Origin of the sequence: Streptomyces sporangiiformans (genome assembly GCF_005768555.2) — a bacterium.
GTDB classification, from domain to species: Bacteria; Actinomycetota; Actinomycetes; order Streptomycetales; family Streptomycetaceae; genus Streptomyces; species Streptomyces sporangiiformans.
Genome location: NZ_VCHX02000115.1, coordinates 1 through 16,100, shown reverse-complemented (window position 1 = coordinate 16,100; position 16,100 = coordinate 1). Strand labels below are relative to the sequence as shown.

The following is a 16,100-nucleotide window of genomic DNA, read 5'->3' as shown; positions in this document are numbered from 1 at the left end:
ATGGCCGAAGACCGGGTGCTGAGGGTGCGTACGCTCCTCGACGCCGTACGGGCCGAGGGGCGGACCGCGCTGACCGCGCCCGAGGGCAAGGTGATCGCCGACGCGTACGCGATCGCCGTGCCCGGCGAGGAGCTGGCGACGGACGTCGAGGAAGCGGTCGCGTACGCGGCGCGGTTCGGCGGACCCGTCGTGATGAAGATCGTCTCTCCGGACATCCTGCACAAGACGGATGCGGGCGGCGTGATCGTCGGCGTGGAAGGCGCGAGCGACGTCAGGGCCGCCTTCCGTGAAGTCATCGACAACGCGCGCGCGTACGCGCCCGAGGCCCGTATCGAGGGCGTCCAGGTGCAGGAACTGCTCCCCCAGGGGCAGGAGGTCATCGTCGGAGCGGTCACCGATCCCACGTTCGGGAAGATCGTCGCCTTCGGGCTCGGCGGTGTGCTGGTGGAGGTCCTGAAGGACGTCACGTTCCGGCTGGCGCCCGTGGACGCGGACGAGGCCTTGTCGATGCTGGACTCGATCCGGTCCGCGGAGATCCTGCACGGGGTGCGCGGTGGGCCGGCCGTGGACCGATGGGCGATCGCCGAGCAGATACGCCGGGTCTCCGAACTCGTCGCGGACTTCCCGGAGATCGCCGAGGTGGACCTCAATCCGGTGATCGCGACCGCGGAGGGGGCGGTCGCGGCGGACATCCGCGTGATCCTCGCGGACTCGGTCCCGAAGGCACGTCGCACCTACACGCGCGAGGAGATCCTCACCTCCATGCGCCGTCTGATGCAGCCCTCCTCGGTCGCCGTGATCGGTGCCTCCAACGAGCAGGGCAAGATCGGCAATTCGGTGATGCGCAACCTCGTCGACGGCGGCTTCTCCGGTGAGATCCACCCGGTGAACCCCAAGGCCGATGACATTCTGGGCCGCAAGGCGTACAAGAGTGTCACCGACGTTCCCGGCGAGGTGGATGTGGCGGTCTTCGCGATCCCCGCCAAGTTCGTGGCATCGGCCCTGGAGGAGGTGGGGCGCAAGGGGATCCCCAACGCCGTACTGATTCCCTCCGGTTTCGCGGAGACCGGTGAGCACGCGTTGCAGGCGGAGATCGTGGCGATCGCCGAACGGCACGGCGTGCGGCTGCTCGGGCCGAACATCTACGGCTACTACTCGACGTGGCAGGACCTGTGTGCCACGTTCTGCACGCCGTACGACGTCAAGGGCGGCGTCGCGCTCACCTCGCAGTCCGGTGGCATAGGGATGGCCATTCTGGGTTTCGCGCGCACTACGAAGACGGGTGTTTCGGCGATCGTGGGGCTCGGCAACAAGTCCGACCTGGACGAGGACGACCTGCTGACCTGGTTCGGCGAGGACCCCAACACCCAGTGCATCGCCATGCACTTGGAGGACCTCAAGGACGGGCGCGCCTTCGTGGACGCGGCGCGGGCGACGGTTTTGAAGAAGCCGGTCGTGGTGCTGAAGGCGGGCCGTACGGCGGCGGGCGCGAAGGCGGCGGGCTCGCACACCGGCGCGCTCGCGGGCGACGACGCCGTGTACGACGACATCCTGAAGCAGGCCGGTGTCATCCGGGCACCCGGGCTGAACGAAATGCTGGAGTACGCGCGCGCGTTGCCCGTGCTTCCGACCCCGCGGGGCGACAACGTCGTGATCATCACGGGCGCCGGCGGCAGTGGCGTACTGCTGTCCGACGCGGTGACCGACAACGGCCTCTCCTTGATGGAGATTCCGCCGGACCTTGACGAGGCCTTCCGGAAGTTCATCCCGCCCTTCGGAGCCGCCGGCAACCCGGTGGACATCACCGGAGGCGAGCCCCCGTCGACGTACGAGGCGACGATCAGGCTCGGCCTTGAGGACCCGCGGATCCACTCGCTCGTCCTCGGCTACTGGCACACCATCGTGACCCCTCCCATGGTCTTCGCCGAGCTCACCGCGCGCGTGGTGGCCGAGTTCCGTGAGCGCGGGATCGAGAAGCCCGTGGTGGCGTCGCTCGCGGGCGACGTCGAGGTCGAGGAGGCCTGCCAGTACCTCTTCGAGCGGGGCGTCGTGGCGTACCCGTACACGACCGAGAAGCCGGTGGCCGTGCTGGGCGCGAAGTACAGGTGGGCGCGGGCCGCGGGGTTGTTGGGGAGGCGGTCGATGAGCTGAGCGACGGCTCGAACCACGGGGCCCGCGGAGACCGCTCACCGCGGGCCCTGCGCGAAGAAACACGGACAGGGGGCGCTGGCCAGACTTCTTCCACGCGAAGGGTTCGATCGACATGGCGACAACTGACATCTCCACTTCCGTCCCCTACAGGGAGGTGACGGACGCCAACGGCCGGATGTACCGGATCGGTGAATCCGACATCGACATCATGGGCCGCAAACGCAAGTGGATGGTCATCCTGCCCTGGGTGGGCATGATGGGCATCAGTTCGGCGGAGTACGCGTTCGCGTCCGCCGAGGAGACTCTGCACACGGCACACCACTGGAGCAACGGGCACATCTTCTGGATGCTCGGTGTGTGGGTGTTCTTCCAGGCGGCGGTGGCCTTCCCGGCCGGAAAACTCCGGGAGAGCGGCAAGCTGCCCGCCCGCTGGGCGATGATGCTGGGCGCGGTAGGCACTCTCCTCGGTTACGTGTCACTCGCGTACGCACCGCACGTGGTCGTCGCGTACCTGGGCTTCGGCATGTTCAGCGGCATGGGCGCCGGCATGGTCTACGCGACCTGCGTCAACATGGTGGGCAAGTGGTACCCGGAGCGCAAGGGCGGCAAGACCGGCTTCGTCAACGGCGGCTTCGCCTACGGCTCGGTGCCGTTCGTGTTCATCTTCACCGGCTTCATGGATCTGACGAACTTCCGCTGGGTGCTCGTCTCCGTCGGTGTCTTCCTCGCGGCGGTCGTCGCCGTGGCCGGCTACTTCTTCCAGGATCCGCCGAAGAACTGGTGGCCTGCCGAGGTCGACCCGCTGCGGAAGCCGGACGACCCGCGCGCGCGGCGCGCACTGGAGAAGAACCCGCCGGCCGTGAAGCAGTACACCCCGGCCGAGGCGTGGCGGACGGGCCGGGTGGCCCTCATGTGGTTCTGCCTGCTGTGCACCTCGGGCGTCAACATCTTCGGCATCGCCTTCCAGGTGCCGTTCGGCAATGACGTCGGCTTCGCGGGCGGAATCGTGGCGACCGCCATGTCCATGAAGGCGATCGTGAACGGCACCGGGCGTGGCGTCATCGGCTGGCTCTCCGACCGGTACGGCCGTAAGCAGTGTCTGATCTTCGTCTGCATCGTGCTGGGTCTGTCGCAGTACGGCATCCTCTGGTCCGGCAACATCGGCAACCTGCCGCTGTTCCTGGTGTTCTCCAGCATCTCCGGATTCGGTGGGGGCGCGATCTTCCCCATGTTCGCGGCGATGACCGCGGACTACTTCGGCGAGAACAACAACGCCTCCAACTACGGCCTCGTCTACAGCTCCAAGCTGGTGTCCGGCCTGCTGGGATCCGGCATGGGCGCCGTGGTCGTGGGTGCCTGGGACTACGCGGGCGCCTTCGTCCTCGCCGGTTCCATCTCGTTGTTCGCCGGCTTCGTGGCCATCTTCCTGCACCCGCCGGGACGGCCCCGCAAGCGGGACATCGCTCCCAACCCGCACCCGATCGGAGAGGAGATGGCCTGAGTTGACGGACCACGCGAAGGGGCCTCCCCACGGTGATGGGGAGGCCCCTTCGCGTGCGCTACGGGTCGTCAGCACTTCTCACGCAGGGAGTGCAGATGCTCGCTCGAACGGCGTGCGAAGGTGAACGACTCGGTGGGGTTGTCGTGTTCGGCCTGCCAGTGGTGGGCGAGCCGGTGGCCGTGCAGGCGCGTGACACCGGAGATGAAGCGCTGGTAGTCGATGTCGCCGTCGCCGACGTCGACCATGCGGTAGCCGAAGGGGTTCGACGGTTCGCTCACGCCGTCCTTCACGTGGAAGAGCGGATAGCGGCCCGGCCGCTTCAGCACGTAGTCGAGGGGCTCGAAGGGCGCCGGTGTGCCGTCGGCCCGCTTGGAGAAGCGGAACTGGCCCACATACGCCCAGTAGATGTCCATCTCCAGGTAGACGAGTTTCGGGTCGGTCTCGGCCAGCAGCACGTCGTAGAGACGGACGCCCGGCTTGTCGGTGGCGAAGGAGAACTCCTCCGAGTGGTTGTGCTGGTAGAACTTGATGCCGCGCGCCTTGGCCGCCGCACCGTAGGTGTTGAACTCCTCGGCGGCGCGCTTCCACGCGTCGACGGTCGAGCCGTAGCGGAACGGGCTGGACGCGGTGCCGATGTGCTTGAGACCGAGGGCCTGGGCGTCGTCGAGGACCTTGGTGAGGTTCTGGGCGAAGGTGTACGCGTTCGGATCGCTGGAGTAGTAGCCGACGTGGCTGCCTATGGGATTCAGGCCGTGGTCGCGGGCCAGTCGCTTGAGCTGGGCAAGCGTGATGGGGCCCGCCGAGCCCTGGGTGTATCCGGCGAACTCGACCTCGTCGTACCCGTACTTCTCCAGCTCGGCGAAGACGGGCGCGAAGCCGAGCGTGGAGACCTTGTCGCGGAGGCTGTAGAGCTGGATGCCGAGTCGGCCGGGCGGCAGGACGGGGCGGCTACGGCCTGCTTCGGCGGCCGAGGCGGGGGTGGTCGCCGCCGTGCCGAGCAGGGCGGCCGCGGTGGCGCCGGCGGCCACACCGAGCATCCCTCGTCTGCTGAGGCGATGGGTGAGCTCGGGGTCGTCGTTCTTGCTGGTGCGGGCCGTGACAGTGGTGCGGCTGGAGCGGCTCATGCCTGGAACTCCTCGATGTCGGAGGGCGTTGTCAGTGGTGAGTGCTTCACTTGTGACCAGTCGGAAGAGACAGGTCGCTTGCGGCCCGAAGGCCGAGGCGCGCCGGTCGTGGCGGTCAGCCGAGACCGGCGAGTTGGAGCAGCAGTGATTTCACGTCGGTGGCCGCGAGGCGGTCGCCGACAGCGCGGGGGGTGGAGCAGATGATGAGCGGACCGTCGTCGTCGCTCGTGGGAAGGCGGCCGTGGCTGCCGCGAATAGGTGACGGGTCGAGGGGCACGACCGCCATGCGGTAGCGCATGCCGAGCTTCTTTCGGGCCAGTGCGCCCGCCGCCTTGACCTTGACGTACGGGTCGAGCGGATCCATGAAGAGCTCGACCGGGTCGTAGCCGGGTTTGCGGTGGATCTCGACGAGCCGCGCGAAGTCGGGCGCGTGCGCGTCGTCGAGCCAGTAGTAGTACGTGAACCAGGCGTCCGGCTCCGCGACGGCGACGAGTTCGCCGGAGCGCGGATGGTCGAGGTGATGGGTCTTCTTGCCTTCGTCGTCGAGGAGTTGCTCGATGCCGGGCAGATCGGCGAGTGCTGCCCGGGTGACGTCGAGGTCTTCCGGGCGGCGTACGTAGACGTGGGCGATCTGGTGGTCGGCGACGGCGAAGGCCCGTGAGGCCATCGGGTCGAGGTACTCCATGCCGTCCTGTGTGTGCACCTCGAGGAGACCGGCGCGGCGCAGCGCGCGGTTGATGTCGATGGGGCGGTCCGCGCGGGTGATGCCGTACTCGGACAGGGCGACGACGGTACGGCCTTCCGCTCGCGCGTCGTCGAGCAGGGGGGCCATGGCCGCGTCCAGGTCGGCGGCCGCTTTCAGGGAGCGCGGGTCGTCGGGGCCGAAGCGCTGCAGGTCGTAGTCGAGATGAGGGAGATAGCACAGGGTCAGGTCCGGGCGGCGGGTGCGCAGGATGTGGCGGGTCGCGTCGATGATCCAGCGGCTGGAGACGAGGTCGGCGCCGGGACCCCAGAAGTGGAAGAGCGGGAACGTGCCGAATTTCTCGGTGAGTTCGTCGTGCAGGGCCGGGGGCCTGGTGTAGCAGTCGGGTTCCTTGCGGCCGTCGGCGTAGTAGATCGGGCGGGGGGTGATGGTGATGTCGGTGTCGGCGCCCATGGCGTACCACCAGCAGATATTGGCGACGGTGTAGCCGGGGTGCGCGCGACGGGCGGCGTCCCACAGCTTGTCTCCGGACACCAGGCCGTTGTGCTGGCGCCACAGCAGTACGTCGCCGAGTTCGCGGAAGTACCAGCCGTTGCCGACGATGCCGTGCTCGGCGGGGTGGGTGCCGGTGAGGAACGTGGACTGGGCGGCGCAGGTGACGGCGGGCAGAACAGTGCCGAGGTGAGCCCGGGAGCCGGACTGGCCGAGGGCTTTGAGGTGGGGCATGTGGTCGAGCAGACGGGGGGTGAGGCCGACGACGTCGAGGACGAGGAGAGGGGTGGGGTCGCCGGGTTCCGGGGCGCGGTCCGCGGACTGGTGCACGGTCTCGTTCACCGTCTGTTTCAAGGCAGCTCCTTCAGACCGAGATCCGTCAACAGATCGCGGGCGAGGGTGAGTTCGGCGGCGATGCCGTCGGCGAGCTGAGCTCGGGTGCGGGGGCGGAGCTCGGGCGGGAGGGCCTGCCAGGTGTAGGTCTCGACCTCCAGATGGCGGGTGAGCGGGTGCGGGCCGCCCACGAGCCGGGTCAGCGCGTCCTTGAGTACGGGCAGCGTGGAGGTGAGGGGTGCGGAGGGGGCCGCGTGCAGCGGGACGTGGAAGTGGGCGCGCCACGGGGACGCCTCGGGGAGGGAGTCGCCCTTGAGGGCTTCGCCGAGGTCGTCGGTGCCTCGCAGTCCGGCCGCGGTCCCGGTGCGGGTCTGGTGCAGGAAGCGGGGTTCGTCGAAGGCGGCGAGGGCCTCGCGGACTTCCGGCAGGTGCGGGTGCTCGGCGTGCAGCGCGGCTGAGAGCTGGGACTTGACGACGGGGACGCGGGCGGCGGTCAGCGCGTCCAGGGCGGTGTGCGGATCTTCGAAGGAGGTGGCGAGGTGACAGGTGTCGACGCAGACGCCGATGCGGTCGTGGCCGATCGCGGTGAGCGGGGCGATGGCGTCCGTGGTGGTTTCGACGATGCAGCCGGGCTCCGGCTCAAGGCCGATGCGGATGGAGCGGCCGGTCAGCTCCTCCAGGGCGTCCAGACGTTCGGCGAGGGTGGCGAGGGCCGTGTGGGCGTCGGTGGCGCGGGTGTCGTCATAGGCGGTGCGCCAGGCGAGCGGCAGTGTGGAGACGGAGCCTTCGGTGACGTCGTCGGGGAGCAGTCCGGCGAGGACACGGGCGAGGGCGGTGGTGTGGTCGAGTCGTTCGGCGTCGGCCCAGTCCGGCTTGTACACGCGGTACTTGACCTCTTCGGCGCCGAACCCTTCATACGGGAAGCCGTTGAGGGTGACGACTTCGAGGCCTCGGGTATCGAGTTCCGTGCGCAGCCCGCGCAGGGCGGCCGGGTCGGTGACGAGGGCGTGGGCGGCGTCCTTGGCCAGCCACAGCCCGATGCCGAGGCGGTCGCGGCCGAGGCGGCGGCGTACGGGTTCGCAGTGCTCGCGGAGTTGGGCGAGGACACCGTCGAGGGTTTCGGCGGGGTGGACGTTCGTGCAGTAGGCGAGGTGGACGGTCGAACCGTCGGGGTGGCGAAAGCGCATGGGCTACGCCTCCCGGGTCGCCGCGTCGGTGACCGGAGTGCCGCGGAGGATGGAGTTGCCCTCATGGGTGGCGTCCGTGCCGGCGACCTCCAGGTGGAGACGGCCGCTGAGTCCGTAGAAGGCCACGGGGTTGCGCCACAGCACCTGGTCGACGTCGTCCTCGGTGAAGCCCGCCTCGAGCAGGGCGTCGCCGACCTTGCGGGTCTTGAGAGGGTCGCTTCTGCCCCAGTCGGCGGCGGAGTTGACCAGGATCCGCTCCGGCCCGTACTCCCGCAGGACCTCGACCATCCGCTCCTCGTCCATCTTCGTGTCGGGATACACGGAGAACCCGAGCCAGCAGCCGCCGTCCTTGGCCTCCTTGACCGTGGTCTCGTTGAGGTGGTCGACCAGCACGCGGTCCGGGGGCAGCGCGGACTCCCGGACGACGTCGAGGGTGCGGCGCAGGCCCGCGAGCTTGTCGCGGTGCGGGGTGTGCACGAGGGCGGGCAGTTCGTGGTCGGCGGCGAGCTGGAGCTGCCGGGCCAGTGCGGTGTCCTCGGCGGGGGTCATCGAGTCGTAGCCGATCTCACCGACGGCCACGACCTGGTCCTTGACGAGATAGCGGGGCAGCTCGTCCAGGACGGGCACGCAGCGGGGGTCGTTCGCCTCCTTGGGGTTGAGGGCGAGCGTGCAGTGGTGGGCGATGCCGTACTGGGCGGCGCGGAAGGGTTCCCAGCCCAGGAGGGAGTCGAAGTAGTCGAGGAAGGAGGCGGGTGAGGTGCGGGGCTGGCCGAGCCAGAAGGAGGGTTCGACCAGGGCTCGGACGCCGGCGGCGTGCATGGCTTCGTAGTCGTCGGTGGTCCGTGACGTCATGTGGATGTGGGGGTCGAAGATGCGCATCAGGACTCCTTGCCGGACGGGGTGCCGGGGTGGGGTGACGGCGCCGAAGCGGTGGGCGCGTCGCTCCCGGGCTCGGTCAGGGCCAGGACACGGTGCAGGTCGTCGGGCACGGGACGGCCCGCGGCGGAGCGTTCGTCGGCGTAGTCGCCCAGCATGCGGGCCAGTTCGGCGTCGGCGCGGGCGCGGTGGGGCAGGTCGGCCACCGCATCGATGGGGACACCGGTGAACAGGCACTTAAGAACCGCGTGCCGCCAGTTGTGGGCGTCCAGGTGCCGGGCGGCATACGGCCCGACGGCTGCGGCGACGAGGCGGGTGTCGTTGGTGCGCAGCGCGTCCTCGACGATCGGCAGGGCGTCGGGGCCCGGCATGAGGTGGGGCAACGCGTACAGGACGGCGCGACGTTCGGCGGCCGTGCCCTGGCGGTAGACGCGACCGAGGGCGTCGGCGTCTGCCCGGGCGGCGTGCAGGAGGAGTATGCGTGCGGTGTCGGCGTGCTCGGGTCCACAGCGGCGGCCCGCCTCGGCGATCCTCAACTCCCAGGCGGAGATGGGCCCGTGTGTGCCCGGGTGAGCGGCCGCCTCGTCCAGGGCCCGGTCCAGCCAGGCGCGGGCGGCGGAGTCCAGCTGTGAGTTCAGACGGGCCCGCAGGGCGGAGACGGGTTCCACCGCACTGGTGGAGGAAGGAGCGGAGGGAGTATCGGAGGAAGCGGCTGATGCGTCGGGGAAGTGGGTCACGGGGTTCTCCCTTCGGAGGCGACGGGCTCCTCGCCGGGGATCGGGGTCTCGTCGGGGGCTTGGGACGGTCTCGCAGCGGCGGAGGCGTGGTGCAGGAACGGGAGCGACCGCTCAGCGAACTGAGGACCCGCGTGGGAGTGGCGGGGCAGTTCGACGACGATCAGGCCCTGATAGCGGGTGGCGGCCAGGGCTTCCAGTACGGGCGGGAAGTCGATCTCTCCGTCGCCGAAAGGGAGGTGTTCGTGGATGCCGCGGCGCATGTCCTCGATCTGGACATGGCGCAGCCAGGGTGCGGCGGCGCGGACGCACTCGGCGGGTGACAGGGGTTCGAGGCACTGGCAGTGGCCGATGTCGAGGGTCAGGCTAAGGACGTCCGGACTGCCGAGAGTTCGGCGCAGACGATGGAAGTCGTCGAGTGTGGCGAGGAGGTGGCCCGGTTCGGGTTCGATGGCGAGCGGGATTCCGGCGGTGGTGGCGGCGTCGAGGACCGGAGCGAGTGTCTCGGCGAGGCGCTTCCAGGCGGTGTCCTCGTCCGTGCCCTCGGGGGTGATGCCGCTGAAGCAGTGCACGGCGTGGGCGCCGAGGTCGGTCGCGACGTGGACGGCCCGGATGAGCAGGTCGACGCGTCGGGCACGTTGCTCCGGATCCGGATCCAGCAGCGACGGACCGTGCTTGTGCCTCGGGTCGAGTACATAGCGGGCGCCGGTCTCGACGGTGACGCCCAGACCGAGCGCGTCCAGCCTCCGCGCCACGCGACGGGTGCGGGCCGCGAGGTCCGGTGCGAGCGGGTCGAGATGCATGTGGTCGAGGGTCAGGCCCACGCCGTCGTAGCCGAGGTCGGCGAGCAGGGAGAGGGCGTCGTCGAGGCGGAGGTCGGTGAGGCCGTTGGTGCCGTAGCCGTAGCGGAGGGGGTGACGATTCGGCTGTGGCAGCGGCTGGGTGCGGGGGCGGTGGGCCGGCTGGGCGCTCATGTCACGCTCACCTTCCGGGCGAACTTGCGGGCGGCCGGGGCGAGGGCGGCGGTCACCAGGGCCGTGGTGAGGGCGCCCGAGCGGGCGGAGAGCGCGGCCTGGAGCGGGATCATGGCTCGGATGCCGCCGCCAACGGCTCGTTGGGTGAGCGGGGGTGACGGGTTGAGGGCGGCGTGGAAGAGGGGGCGGGCGGAGGTCGCGGCGTAGGCGGCGGCGAGCGCGGTGCGCAGGGCGGCTTCCGCGGTGGCGCGCGAGGAGCGTGACCCGGGGCCGCGGACGGGTCCCGAGCCGAAGCCGGGACTCTCGACGCAGCCACCCCGTCCTGGGCCCACGTCGTCGGCGCGGGCCCGAGGGCCTTGCGTCATCCTCCACGTCAGTGCCGTGGTGATGGCGAGTGCGGTCAACGGGGCCACGGAGGTGCCTCCCTGGGTCTCGTGGCGGGAGACCGTGGTGGTGGCCAGGGTGTGGGTGCCGAGCGTCAGAGCGGAGGGCAGGGCCCCACGGATGTCACCGCTGGTCGCCGCCGCGCCGAGGAGGAGGTCCAGGGCGCGGGCGGTGGCCATCGCCGCGGGGCCCGCGGCCGTGCGTTTGAGGACCAGGTCGTACGACCAGACGGTGGCCGCCAGTGCCCCCGCCACCGCGAACGGCCGGCGTCCCGCGCGGGCTGCCAGGGTCAGGCCCGCTGCGGTCAGGCCCCCGGCCGCCGCCAGTGCGGCCGCGGGCCGGATGCGGCCTGAGGGCAAGGGGCGGTGCGGACGGTCGATGGCGTCCTCGGTGCGGTCGGCCCAGTCGTTCAGGGCCATGCCCGCCTCGTACAGGCAGAGGGAGGACCCTATGGCGAGCAGCGTGCGCGGGGTCGGGCGTGCTCCGGCCGCGGCGGCGCCCGCGAGCGCGTCGCCGGGGACGGTGAACAGGGCGGGGAGACGGAGCAGTTCGGCCCAGGGGTTCGGCCTCATCGCCCCTCCCCCGGCAGACCCCGCGGCTCCGAGGGCGCCGGCGCCCGTAGCCGTTCCGCGAACCGCGCCAGTTGCGCGTACTGCTCCCCCAGGGCTGCGGGACCGTCGCCCAGCGGGTCCTTGAAGTAGAAGCCCAGTTCGCCGAGCGGGCCCGAGAGTCCCGCCTCGTGAGCCCGGGCCAGCAGGCGGGCCAGGTCCAGGACCAGAGGAGCGGCGAGGGCGGAGTCGCAGCCCTGCCAGGTGGTCTGGAGGATCATGCGCGTGCCGAGGAAGCCGTCGAAGGCGATGTGGTCCCAGGCGGTCTTCCAGTCGCCGAGCGCCGGTACGTCGTCGATGTGGACGTCGCCCTCGGGGACCGTGTCGAGGGTGTCGGCGAGGACGCGTTCCTTGCCCGCGTTCTTCGCCGCCGCGGCCGCCGGGTCCGACAGGGCCGCGCCGTCACCGCCGCCCAGCAGGTTCGTACCGGACCAGGCGCGGACCGACAGCGCGCGCTGCGTGAACATCGGGCCGAGGACCGACCGCAGCAGGGTCTGGCCGGTCTTGCCGTCGCGGCCGGCGAAGGGCAGGCCGCGGGAGACCGCCAGGTCCTGAAGGGCCGGGTGGTGCAGGCCTGTCGAGGGTGTGAAGTTCACATACGGACAGCCGGCCCGTAGGGCAGCCGCGGCGTAGAGCGAGCTCGCGGGGAGTTCGGACCCGGTGGGGGCCGGTTCCGTGGAGGCCACGTTCACCACCACCGCCCGCGCGAGACGGTGACGGTGCAGGAAGTCCCGCAGGTCCGCCGTGAACGTCTCGATGAGGCCGGTGGAGTCCCGAGTGTCGCCCGGTGCGGGACCGCCCGGGCGGATCTCCCGGTCGGCGGCGGCGAGTTCGGCCGCCACGGCAGACGGGAGACTGTGCGGCAGGACGCCTCCGGCGGCCAGGGCCTCCGCACGCTTGGGCAGCGGACAGTCCACGGTGTCGTGGCCGCCGAAGACGAGGGACGACAACGCCGGCAGGCCGGCGCCGTGGAAGAGGTCGGTCTCGGTGACCATGCCCGTCGGGGGATGCAGGCCCGCGGTCATGGCCGCGCAGCCCGCGACGACGGTGGTGGCGACGGAGCCGCGCGCTCCGATCAGCCACACGCCCACCCGGGGCTGGGAAGGGGACGGGTCGGCGGACATGGGCAGCCTCCTTTTCGTACGCGAGTCAAACAAGCCGTACAGGAACCAGGACCGGCGGGACAAGAACCAGAAGGACGACGAGGAAAGACGGCGGGCGGGAGTCCGGCGTCCCCCGCCCGCCGTCGCTCAGTCACCCGGCGGAGCCGAAGTCCTCGACGCCTTCCCGGGCAGTTCCTTGATCCGGATGTCGCGGAAGGACACCTGGTCGTCGGCCCCGTGGTTCTGGATGCCGACATGGCCGTCGCGCAGGCTCCGCGCCGGATCGGTGTTGGTGAAATCGTTGATCTTCACTCCGTTGAGATAGACGCGGAGCCGTTCGCCCTCCACGCGGATCTCGTACGTGTTCCACTCCCCCGCCGGATTCAGCGCACGGTCGCGCTTGCCTATGTCGGCGGACTGGAAGCTGTAGACGGATCCGGTCGTGCGGTCGGGTGCGTCCGTGGCGTCGATCTGGATCTCGTACCCCTTGGCGACGGCCGACCAGGGGTCGTCGGAGGCCGGGAAGCCCACGAAGACACCGGAGTTGTCGTCGCCCGCCGTCTTCCAGTCGAGCTTCAGCGAGTACGAGCCGAACGCGGTCGCCGCGTACCAGAGCATGCCCATGCCGCCGGACGACGTGAGCGTGCCGTCGTCCGAGAGCGTGAACGAACCCGGGCCCGCCTGCTTCCAGCGCGACAGCGACTCGGCAGTCCCGTCGAAGAGGGGCGCATACCCGTTCTCCGGACGGCAGTCGGCCTGCGCCGCGCCGATGGTCCAGCGGATCCCGCCCAGCAGGTGCTGCCGGAAGGCGGGGTCGGCGTACGACTCCTTGGTGTGGCCGCCTCCGGTGTAGAAGGCGCGGCCACCCTGGTAGTTCTGGCACCAGGCGATCGGATGATCGCCACTCATCGTGCCGCCGCTGTACGACGACTCGTCGAGCGAGGCCAGGACATGTGCCCGGTCCCGTGGATTGGAGCGGTAGTTGTACCACTCGTCCGTGCGGTCCCAGGCCTTACCCAGATGCGCGGTCGCCGGATGCGCACGGTCCTCGACGTCCACCCTCGCCGGCTGAATGGCGGGATGCGACTGGAAGTACGCGCCCGCCAGGCCGCCGTAGAAGGCCCAGTCGTACTCGGTGTCGGCGGCGGCGTGGATGCCCACATAGCCTCCACCGCTCCGGATGTAGCCCTCGAAGGCGCGCTGTTGGGCATCGCTCAGCACATCGCCCGTGGTGGAGAGGAACAGCACGGCGTCGTAGCGGGCCAGGTTCCGCGAGGTGAATGCCGCTGCGTCCTCGGTCGCGTCCACCGCGAATCCGTGGGCGGCGCCGAGGTCCCGTACGGCGTTGATCCCGTCGGGGATGGAATCGTGCCGGAACCCGGCGGTCTTGGAGAAGACCAGGACCCGGTCCCGCTCACTGGGTCCTCCCTTCGACTCAGCCCCCTTCGACGCTGCGGGCCCCGACACACACCCGATGAGCAGGGCGGCACCCATCAGCGCGGTCACCGTTCTGCCTGTCGCTCGCATGGCAGCACACACCCCCCTCAGCCTGTCGTGAAGGTGAAGTCGTCCACCTCGTACAGGGCGCCGGTACCCCGCCCCTTGAAGACGAGGTAGAGCGTGGTCGTCCCGCGCGGTGCGCCCGCCAGGGACGCGCTGACGTCCTGGTAGTTCTCCCAGCCGCCGGTCACCGGGACGGTCGCGGTGCCGAGGAGGCGCCCCTTGGGCGAGCCCGCGCGGACCTCCAGCTTTCCGCCGGCGCCGCCGGAGGCGACCCGTGCCGTGATCTTCGTGGCGTTGCGCAGGACGTAGGGCTCGAAGGAGATCCAGTCGCCGCTGTTGATGTCGCCGACGGTCTTGGCGCCGTGCGCGGTGGTACGAGACTGCACCTTGGCTCCCGAGGCCTTCCCGAAGTGCTCGGCCTGCCGGTGCCTGGGCTGCGCGACGGCCTGGTCGTGACTGGTGAGTGCCTCCTGGCCGCCGCCACCGCCGTCGGTGTACTCCGCGTCGATGACGCCGAAGATGTTCGCGTCCTCGTCATGGCCGCCGTCGGCGCTGGTCTGGAGGGTGCCGGAGCAGCCGTTCGCCGAGGTCACCGGGTGGCCATGGCTGTCGTGGCCGAGGACGAACGTGACCTTGACGCGGGCGCAGTCGATCGTCCCGTCCTCCGGGTCGGTGACCTGGACCTTGAACGGCACGGCGTCCCCGAAGCTGAACAACTGCCCGTCGCCCGGCAGTTCCAGGGTGACCTTCGGTGCCGTGTTGCCCACGACGATCCGCACGCTCGCGCTGCCGGTCCGGCCGCTCGAGTCCTTGACCGTCAGCGTCGCCGTGTAGGTCCCGTTCTTCTTGTACGTGTACGTGGGGTTCGCCGACGTCGACTTGCCGCCGTCGCCGAAGTCCCAGCTGTAGGTGAGGGCGTCGCCGTCGGCGTCACTGGTGCCGGCGGAGGAGAACCGCACCCTCAGCGCCGCCTGGCCCGATGTACGGTCGGCCGCGGCCTGCGCGACGGGTGAGTGGCCGTCGGTGGCGTTCTCGATCCGGTACAGAGCCGAGTGCTCGTCCCCGCCGAACCATGAGATGCCGTAGTCGAGGACGTACAGCGCGCCGTCCGGGCCGAAGGTCATGTCCATCACCTGGGTGCCGGACCAGGGGATGTCGTTGATGGACTGCACGGTGCCGTCGGCGTCCGAGGTGATCCGCTTGATCCAGCGGCGGCCGAACTCCCCGGCGAAGAAGTCCCCGTCGTACGCCTCGGGGAACTTGACCGGCGAGTCGAGGCCGGCGTCGTAGTGGTAGACCGGGCCGCCCATCGGGGACTCGGAGCCGTCGCCGAACTCCGGTACGGACGCCCCGTTGTAGGGAATCCAGGCGGGCTGCGCGGGAGGCAGGTCGGTCAGGCCGGTGTTGTTCGGCGAGGTGTTCTTGGGGGCGTCGCAGTCGAAGGCCTCGCCCGATGTGCCGGTGGCGAAGTCGTAGTCCTTGTACGCGTCGTTCTTGCCCGTGCAGTACGGCCAGCCGAAGTTCCCGGGCTTGGTGATACGGGCGAACTCGACCTGGCCGGCGGGGCCGCGCGCGGGGTCGGCGGCGCCGGCGTCCGGGCCGTACTCACCCACGTACAGGATGCCGGTCTTCTTGTCGACGCTGAAGCGGAACGGGTTGCGCAGGCCCATCGCGTAGATCTCGGGGCGGGTCTTGTCCGTTCCGGGCGCGAAGAGGTTGCCGTCGGGTATGGAGTACGAGCCGTCGGCGTTCACCTTGACGCGGAGGATCTTGCCGCGCAGGTCGTTGGTGTTGCCGGCCGTCCGCTGGGCGTCGAAGGCGGGGTTGCGGTTCGCGCGCTCGTCGATGGGGGTGAAGCCGTCCGACTGGAACGGGTTGGAGTCGTCACCGGTCGACAGGTAGAGGTTTCCGGCCGCGTCGAAGTCGATGTCGCCGCCGACGTGGCAGCAGATGCCGCGTGACGCCGGGACGTCGAGGATCTTCTTCTCGCTGGCGGTGTCGAGGGTGCCGTCCGTCTTCAGGACGAAGCGCGAGAGCCGGTTGACGCCGTCGAAGGGCGCGAAGTCGGCGGCGGTGCCCGTCTCGGGTGCGTCACCCGCCGGGGTGTCCAGCGGCGGGGCGTAGTAGAGGTAGATGAAGCGGTTGTCGGCGAAGCCGGGGTCGACGCCGATGCCCTGCAGCCCCTCCTCGTCGTGCGAGTAGACGTCGAGTTTGCCCGCGAGCTTCGTGGTGCCGGCCGCGTCGGTCAGGCGGAGTTCGCCGTCGCGCGAGGTGTGCAGGACCGAGCGGTCCGGGAGGACGGCCAGCGACATGGGCTCGCCGACCTCGGGTTCGCCCTTGGCGAGGGTGACCTGCTGGAAGTCCTCGGCCGCCGCGGCGGCGGCCGAAGGCGCGGCGGGTGCGGCCGGTGCGCCGCCGGGCTCGGCG

General features: G+C 70.3%; 12 protein-coding genes. 2 read left to right on the top strand and 10 right to left on the bottom strand.

Annotation, left to right across the window (positions count from 1 at the left end):
- Both FGD71_RS14235 and FGD71_RS14230 read left to right on the top strand, forming a co-directional pair.
- Positions 1–2,151, top strand: coding sequence for an acetate--CoA ligase family protein (locus FGD71_RS14235; protein ID WP_119100809.1), 2,151 nt, complete (start codon positions 1–3; stop codon positions 2,149–2,151).
- A gap of 112 nt (positions 2,152–2,263) precedes the next feature.
- Positions 2,264–3,652 carry an OFA family MFS transporter gene (locus FGD71_RS14230; RefSeq protein ID WP_119100808.1) on the top strand — a complete coding sequence of 463 codons (1,389 nt, stop codon included), beginning with the start codon at positions 2,264–2,266 and terminating at the stop codon, positions 3,650–3,652.
- A gap of 68 nt (positions 3,653–3,720) precedes the next feature.
- Here FGD71_RS14230 and FGD71_RS14225 read toward each other — a convergent pair whose 3' ends face one another.
- The 10 genes from FGD71_RS14225 to FGD71_RS14180 all read right to left on the bottom strand — a co-directional run.
- Complete coding sequence (locus FGD71_RS14225; protein WP_119100807.1) at positions 3,721–4,776, bottom strand: sugar phosphate isomerase/epimerase family protein; 1,056 nt, start codon at positions 4,774–4,776, stop codon at positions 3,721–3,723.
- A 115-nt stretch (positions 4,777–4,891) separates the two neighbouring features.
- Positions 4,892–6,301, bottom strand: a complete 1,410-nt coding sequence (locus FGD71_RS14220) for an alkaline phosphatase family protein (protein ID WP_119100823.1) — start codon at positions 6,299–6,301, stop codon at positions 4,892–4,894.
- Positions 6,302–6,321: 20 nt separating this feature from the next.
- Positions 6,322–7,491: a metabolite traffic protein EboE gene (gene eboE, locus FGD71_RS14215; RefSeq protein WP_119100806.1), complete on the bottom strand. Its 1,170-nt coding sequence runs from the start codon at positions 7,489–7,491 to the stop codon at positions 6,322–6,324.
- 3 nt (positions 7,492–7,494) lie between these two features.
- Positions 7,495–8,370: a TatD family hydrolase gene (locus FGD71_RS14210; RefSeq protein ID WP_119100805.1), complete on the bottom strand. Its 876-nt coding sequence runs from the start codon at positions 8,368–8,370 to the stop codon at positions 7,495–7,497.
- Positions 8,370–9,104, bottom strand: coding sequence for an EboA domain-containing protein (locus FGD71_RS14205; RefSeq protein WP_119100804.1), 735 nt, complete (start codon positions 9,102–9,104; stop codon positions 8,370–8,372). The genes FGD71_RS14210 and FGD71_RS14205 overlap by 1 nt, the downstream gene beginning before the upstream one ends.
- Positions 9,101–10,075 carry a sugar phosphate isomerase/epimerase family protein gene (locus tag FGD71_RS14200; protein ID WP_119100803.1) on the bottom strand — a complete coding sequence of 325 codons (975 nt, stop codon included), beginning with the start codon at positions 10,073–10,075 and terminating at the stop codon, positions 9,101–9,103. The genes FGD71_RS14205 and FGD71_RS14200 overlap by 4 nt, the downstream gene beginning before the upstream one ends.
- Positions 10,072–11,031 (bottom strand): SCO3242 family prenyltransferase, encoded by a 960-nt coding sequence (locus FGD71_RS14195; protein ID WP_119100802.1) that lies wholly within the window; start codon positions 11,029–11,031, stop codon positions 10,072–10,074. Before FGD71_RS14195 ends, FGD71_RS14200 begins: the two co-directional genes overlap by 4 nt.
- Positions 11,028–12,191, bottom strand: coding sequence for an inositol-3-phosphate synthase (locus FGD71_RS14190; protein ID WP_119100801.1), 1,164 nt, complete (start codon positions 12,189–12,191; stop codon positions 11,028–11,030). The genes FGD71_RS14195 and FGD71_RS14190 overlap by 4 nt, the downstream gene beginning before the upstream one ends.
- A gap of 126 nt (positions 12,192–12,317) precedes the next feature.
- Entirely contained in the window at positions 12,318–13,697 is a 1,380-nt protein-coding gene (locus tag FGD71_RS14185; protein WP_119100800.1) for a ThuA domain-containing protein, read from the bottom strand.
- 17 nt (positions 13,698–13,714) lie between these two features.
- On the bottom strand, positions 13,715–16,100 hold a 2,386-nt coding region (locus tag FGD71_RS14180; RefSeq protein ID WP_119100799.1), incomplete at its 5' end, for a PQQ-dependent sugar dehydrogenase.

Excerpts from the sequence above, each read along its gene's own strand:
- FGD71_RS14225 (WP_119100807.1), bottom strand. The coding sequence starts at position 4,776 with ATGAGCCGCTCCAGCCGCACCACTGTCACGGCCCGCACCAGCAAGAAC.
- FGD71_RS14230 (WP_119100808.1), top strand. The coding sequence starts at position 2,264 with ATGGCGACAACTGACATCTCCACTTCCGTCCCCTACAGGGAGGTGACG.
- FGD71_RS14190 (WP_119100801.1), bottom strand. The coding sequence starts at position 12,191 with ATGTCCGCCGACCCGTCCCCTTCCCAGCCCCGGGTGGGCGTGTGGCTG.
- eboE (WP_119100806.1), bottom strand. The coding sequence starts at position 7,491 with ATGCGCTTTCGCCACCCCGACGGTTCGACCGTCCACCTCGCCTACTGC.
- FGD71_RS14210 (WP_119100805.1), bottom strand. The coding sequence starts at position 8,370 with ATGCGCATCTTCGACCCCCACATCCACATGACGTCACGGACCACCGAC.
- FGD71_RS14185 (WP_119100800.1), bottom strand. The coding sequence starts at position 13,697 with ATGCGAGCGACAGGCAGAACGGTGACCGCGCTGATGGGTGCCGCCCTG.
- FGD71_RS14235 (WP_119100809.1), top strand. The coding sequence starts at position 1 with ATGGCCGAAGACCGGGTGCTGAGGGTGCGTACGCTCCTCGACGCCGTA.
- FGD71_RS14200 (WP_119100803.1), bottom strand. The coding sequence starts at position 10,075 with ATGAGCGCCCAGCCGGCCCACCGCCCCCGCACCCAGCCGCTGCCACAG.
- FGD71_RS14195 (WP_119100802.1), bottom strand. The coding sequence starts at position 11,031 with ATGAGGCCGAACCCCTGGGCCGAACTGCTCCGTCTCCCCGCCCTGTTC.